This is a genomic window from Vibrio sp. 1151_11 (assembly GCF_029478525.1).
Lineage (GTDB): Bacteria > Pseudomonadota > Gammaproteobacteria > Enterobacterales > Vibrionaceae > Vibrio > Vibrio anguillarum.
The window spans coordinates 1-5,145 of the sequence record NZ_SHMN01000056.1; the positions used below are offsets into that span (position 1 = coordinate 1).

Annotated in this window: 6 protein-coding genes and 1 pseudogene; 6 read left to right on the forward strand and 1 reads right to left on the reverse strand. The window is 37.4% G+C overall.

Features of this window, described 5'->3' with window-relative positions:
- Positions 1-209: 209 nt before the first annotated feature.
- The 3 genes from EXZ60_RS18380 (at position 210) to EXZ60_RS18395 (ending at position 2,713) form a co-directional block, all read left to right on the forward strand.
- A complete protein-coding gene (locus tag EXZ60_RS18380) occupies positions 210-614 on the forward strand; it encodes a hypothetical protein (RefSeq protein WP_138939270.1) in 405 nt (134 codons plus the stop codon).
- Positions 615-881: 267 nt separating this feature from the next.
- Positions 882-2,027, forward strand: a complete 1,146-nt coding sequence (locus EXZ60_RS18390; RefSeq protein WP_277436116.1) for an ATP-binding protein — start codon at positions 882-884, stop codon at positions 2,025-2,027.
- A 2-nt stretch (positions 2,028-2,029) separates the two neighbouring features.
- Positions 2,030-2,713, forward strand: a complete 684-nt coding sequence (locus tag EXZ60_RS18395; protein WP_277436117.1) for a hypothetical protein — start codon at positions 2,030-2,032, stop codon at positions 2,711-2,713.
- 193 nt (positions 2,714-2,906) lie between these two features.
- Here the strand turns inward: EXZ60_RS18395 and EXZ60_RS18400 are convergent, their stop codons facing one another.
- On the reverse strand, positions 2,907-3,029 hold the full coding sequence (locus EXZ60_RS18400; RefSeq protein WP_277436118.1) for a hypothetical protein: 123 nt from the start codon (positions 3,027-3,029) through the stop codon (positions 2,907-2,909).
- A 365-nt stretch (positions 3,030-3,394) separates the two neighbouring features.
- Here EXZ60_RS18400 and EXZ60_RS18405 point away from each other — a divergent pair, with 365 nt between their 5' ends.
- The 3 genes and pseudogenes from EXZ60_RS18405 to EXZ60_RS18420 all read left to right on the forward strand — a co-directional run.
- On the forward strand, positions 3,395-3,784 hold the full coding sequence (locus EXZ60_RS18405; RefSeq protein ID WP_088729594.1) for a VOC family protein: 390 nt from the start codon (positions 3,395-3,397) through the stop codon (positions 3,782-3,784).
- 149 nt (positions 3,785-3,933) lie between these two features.
- Positions 3,934-4,479 (forward strand): GNAT family protein, encoded by a 546-nt coding sequence (locus EXZ60_RS18415; RefSeq protein ID WP_277436119.1) that lies wholly within the window; start codon positions 3,934-3,936, stop codon positions 4,477-4,479.
- A 149-nt stretch (positions 4,480-4,628) separates the two neighbouring features.
- A pseudogene (locus EXZ60_RS18420) lies at positions 4,629-5,018 on the forward strand (shikimate kinase); the annotation flags it as partial.
- Between the last annotated feature and the right edge of the window lie 127 nt (positions 5,019-5,145).

The window sequence follows — 5,145 nt, forward strand, 5'->3', positions numbered from 1 at the left end:
ACTCTACGATTACATGGTCAAATGTATGAAAGAACTGGCAAAGCCAGAGCCTGATATTAACTCTCTTCTGCCTTGGAACGTCTCACACTGAAATTAAAACGCCCCGTGGGATTATGGGGCGCATACCCTCTTACATATCGTTATTTGCTTTTTTTGCATTTCTTGTACTGTATTCATTGTCCTCATTCATTTCTACAGTTCGCTTCTTTGTGGGTGCAACAAAAGAAACTTTAAAAGATATAAATGAAAGATATCGGTCGGACTATATAGTCGCGGAAGAAATTTCAACCTTCGGTGATGACAGCATAGACTGCGTTAAGGTCCTCTTTGAGGATCGCATCAGGTATTTAGAATCGAGGGTAGGTTTCCTTGTTGGAATTGTTGATAAACTGGGTATTGTTCCAGCTATCATCATGCTCTACTTGGCATATGTTAAAGCATTGGGTTCCGAAGAAATATTCAACTTATCACCTTTAATCACAGGCATCGTTTCTGGAGTTTATTTAGGAGCAATTACAGCTCGTATTGTAATTGATGCTTTGCGAGACAAAATAGGCATCTTAGAGCTTTCGAAAAAAATATCTCAAAAGCGCAAGGGGTTCAAATTGCCCTAACAAACTGTTTAAGAGTGATTCGCAACGCGTGGCATTTTTACTATGCGTTAGGTTTTGTGGTTAAGGTGGTATGCGGAAACATCGGTGTTGCGTTGCTCACACCTTAACAGGGCGTTATAGCGCAGAGCACCCCACGTTTAGTAGACATTTTGAAATTTTAGTCATACTAGATAACGATTATCCCCTTGATGTGGTAAAATGAAACCGCAAGGATAGTTATGAAAAATTGCATAACCTTGGGATCTAATTTAATGGGTAAGATACTAAATGTTAAATGCTGTTGATGTAAAAAACTACAAATCAATTCAAAAGCTCAACCTAGAACTTGGTCGTGTAAACTTGTTTATAGGTGAAAATGGTTGTGGTAAGAGCAATGTAATTGAAGCATTATGTCTAGCTTCAGCTGCTGAAGCTGATAAACTTGATAATAACTTCTTATCAAGTCGAGGCATAAGAGTAACAAATTCAAAGTTAATGAGATCTAACTTTGACACTTCAAACTGCAATCGCCCTATAGACATCACCATAAAGGCTGAGGATAATACTGAGACTTGTAGGTACTCATTGGAAAATGACAATGAGCCATATTCTAAATGGACTTATAATAAAGGTTTTCCAGTTTCTAGAGATATAGTTAAAGAAATTTTTGAAGACTTACATTCCCGTAATCCATCAAAGGATGTCGATAGTTTATTAGAAATTTTGACAAAAAGGTTATCGAAAAGAGAAATAAAAACATCTTCTCTAGAATGGTTTTCAAACTTTGTTATATATTCTCCAGAAAACTCAGCATTACGTAACTTTTATGAAGAAGGGCAATTGGAACCGTTAGGAGTTAATGGCGCTGGACTGCTTAAGCTATTAAAAGTGATAAATGAAAATGATGAAGAAGCATTATTAGATATAAAAAAAGCTCTTAATCTATTTGGCTGGTACAAAGATATTAAAATTCCTAGCAATTTCAATAAATCAAACGATAAAATAGAAATTAGTGATCGATATATTTCATCAATTATCGATCAACGAAGTGCAAATGAGGGGTTTTTATTCGTTTTATTTTATGTCTCTTTAATAGTATCAAAAGATACCCCCAAAGTGTTTGCTATTGACAATGTTGACGCATCATTGAACCCTAAATTATGCACCAAGTTGATGCGAGTTCTTGTCGACTTGTCTGAGAAGTATCACAAACAAATATTTCTAACCACACACAACCCAGCAATTTTAGATGGACTTAATATTCGAAAAGAAGATCAAAAATTATTTGTTGTGTCGAGAAATAATAAAGGTCATACATTAGTGAAAAATATACCTAGTAAAAAAGAATTTAAATCACTTGATGGAGATGATATTAAGTTTTCTGAAGCATTTTTACGTGGTTATTTAGGTGGTTTACCTAAAGGGTTTAATTAATCGTGGATTTTGGAATTGCAGCTGAAGGTGTAACAGATCAAGTTACAATACAAAATATTCTTTGTGGAATATTCAATGAAATTGAAGACTTAGAACAAGAGATCACATTTGTCCAACCTCATCAGGATGCTACTGATGAAGACGATATTAGGGGTTATGGTAGTTGGACATCTTTGTTCTCATATTTAGAAAGTCGAAGGTTTAGAGAAGATGTCCTTAATACGGAATATTTGATTATTCAAATAGATAGCGATGTATGCGAAGAAGTGGGCTTTGACGTAAAACGCTTTGATGAGAATAACAAAGAACTAACTATAGAAAAGTTAGTTGATGCCATAATTGCACGATTAATTTCACAAATCGGTAAAGGTGATCCTAATTTTTATGTTTCTTTTGAAGATAAAATAATTTTTGGTGTGTGTGTAGACTCTCTTGAATGTTGGTTGTACAAGCATTACGAGCCAGATACAAGGAAAGTAAAACATCAAAAAACCAAAAGTTGTGCAACTAGTTTAGAGCAAGTTATTTCTCGCCATCATAAAAAATTATCAGCATCAAAATGCTCTAAAGAGTACGAAAAATTAAGTAAACCTTTTAGAAAAATAAAAATAATTAATCAAGTGGCGAGCGTTGATAGTAGCCTTAATATCTTTGTTGATAGCCTCCGAAACATCGAATATCCGTGATAGCAAGCGCTATAACAAACAATTTAAGAGTGACTCCCAACGCGTAGCGAGTCCACTTCTATTTGAATTTTATGTTTACAGTGTAATAGTTTAGCTTGGGTATTATAGCGTTGTCGCACCTTAATTGGGCGTTAGGCAAAGTGAGTTTTTATCAGCTAAATCGAGTTGGAATTGAGCGGTAAATTCCATGTTCTCAGGCTGAACTTAAGCAATAAATAATCATCACATATTTGTTGTTTCTTGATTGCGTTGGGTTGCTTTTCGCTGTGAATTCATCGGTGAAATAACCTTCAGCATCCAAACGTCCGCCGAGCATGCTACGCTCGTCACTTTTCTTCCAAATCGCTCAATTTGAATTTTTTGGTTTCTTTGCTGATTTAGGGTTTTAGTTTATAAATGAATCGGTTAGTTAGTTTTAAGTTTGTAAAAAGCCCTGTTCCTTGGTTTTGAAAGTATCATTGTCAATCGGTTGGCCTAACAAACGGCTCAAGAGGGATTGCCAACGCGTGGCGACTTTAGTGCAAAATTGCAGTTCAGTGTTTACGGTGTGTTTTTTGAGTCCGGCGGTGCGTTGTCAACCCCTTAGCCGGGCGTTATAGCTTATCTCACATTTCAACCTAGACATTGCTCAATCGATGCTTCAAAGTAAATCCCGATTTTTGCTCAACAAAAGGAACAAGTATGTTTAGTCATATTATGATTGGCTCCAATGATATTGAAAAATCTAAGGTTTTTTATGACGCCATATTGTCTGTTTTAGGTTATCCATCGGGTGTTATCGATGCTAAAGGTCGCTGTCTTTACATAAACAAAGATGGTGTGCTTGGAATTACGAAGCCAATAAATGGAGAGCTGGCGACTCATGGTAATGGAATGACAATTGGCTTAAAAGTTAGTAGCCCAGAGTTAGTAGATTCATGGCATGCAGCAGGCTTAGCTAATGGAGGTGTAGCTTGCGAAGATCCTCCAGGTCTCAGGGTAAGCGGAGAAAGAAAAATGTATCTAGCTTATTTACGCGATCCAGCAGGAAATAAACTGTGTGCAACGCATCATATTTCTATGGGCAACTAAAGCACCGCTATAACAAACGCTTCAAGAGGGACAGCCAACGCGTGGTTTTTTTACTATGCGTTGGTTTTTGTGATTACGGTGTTATGCGGTAAGTTGGCAGTAGCGTTGTCTGCCCCTTAAGCGGGCGTTAGGTTTTTAAGAGGAAAATTATGTTTACAGTGGAAGTTGAAGAGGGGTTAGAACTTGCCCTCGTTGAGCCTAAATTTGCATCTGAATATCTCGAAATTGTCTCAAATCAGCGTGACTACTTAAGTGAATGGTTGGCTTGGCCACCTCATGCTGTAAATGAAGAGTTCTTCCTAAGCTTTATCAAAAAGTCATTACATGATTATGCAGATGGCAAGTCATTGGTCTGTGCGATGATGTACCAAAACGAAGTGGCAGGAAATATCAGCTTTAATACTATCAATCACGATTTACAAAAAGTTGAAATTGGTTACTGGTTGCGCCGTGATTTACAAGGCAAAGGTATCGTCAGTAAGTCACTATCGAGACTTATCGACTATGCTTTCACAGAATTGAATATGCAAAAAGTTCAAATATCAGCAGCGACGGATAATCAAGCTAGTCGAAATGTTTGTGAGCGTTTAGGGTTCAAATTGGAGGGCGTCATAACTCGTGCTGAAAATTTGAATGGCCGAGTTGTTGACCATGCAGTTTATGGGCTAAGTTGTCCGATTTTAGCCAAAACCTAACAAGCAATTTAAGAGGGATTCTCAACGCTTGGCACTTTTGCTTCTACTTCAAGTTTAGTGTTTATGGCACAATGCTTTAGGTTTGGGTGGAGGCGTTGTTCACCCCTTAATTGGGCGTTATGTGCTAAGGCAAAAAATCAGGTCATGCGATGAAAAGAATCAATGTAATAGGCACTAGTGGTAGTGGAAAAAGTACTTTCAGTCGCCAGCTTGCGAGTGAGCTAAAGTACCCTTATGTTGAAATGGATGCCATATTCTGGAAGCCCAATTGGCAAGAATCTTCAGATGAAGAGTTCTTTGCTAATTTAGCTGACAGGTTAAGCGCCGAGCATTGGGTTCTTGATGGTAACTACAACCGAACTGCTGAAATAAAATGGAACAGAGTAGATACCATTGTTTGGGTTGATTACTCCTTTGTAAGGACGTTGTTTCAAGCTGTGAAAAGGGCTTTAGTTCGTACAGTGACCAAGCAGGAATTATGGGATAAAACAGGTAATGTTGAGTCGTTCAGAAAGTCTTTTCTTAGCAAAGACTCTATCTGATCCGCACCACCAGTTTTGGACACCTAATTAAGTGAGTACAATCACTAATGAGGTGAACCATGACAAACAAGAAAAAACGTATTCTCCATTCTGCTGAATTTAAAGCAGAAGCACTGAAGCTAGC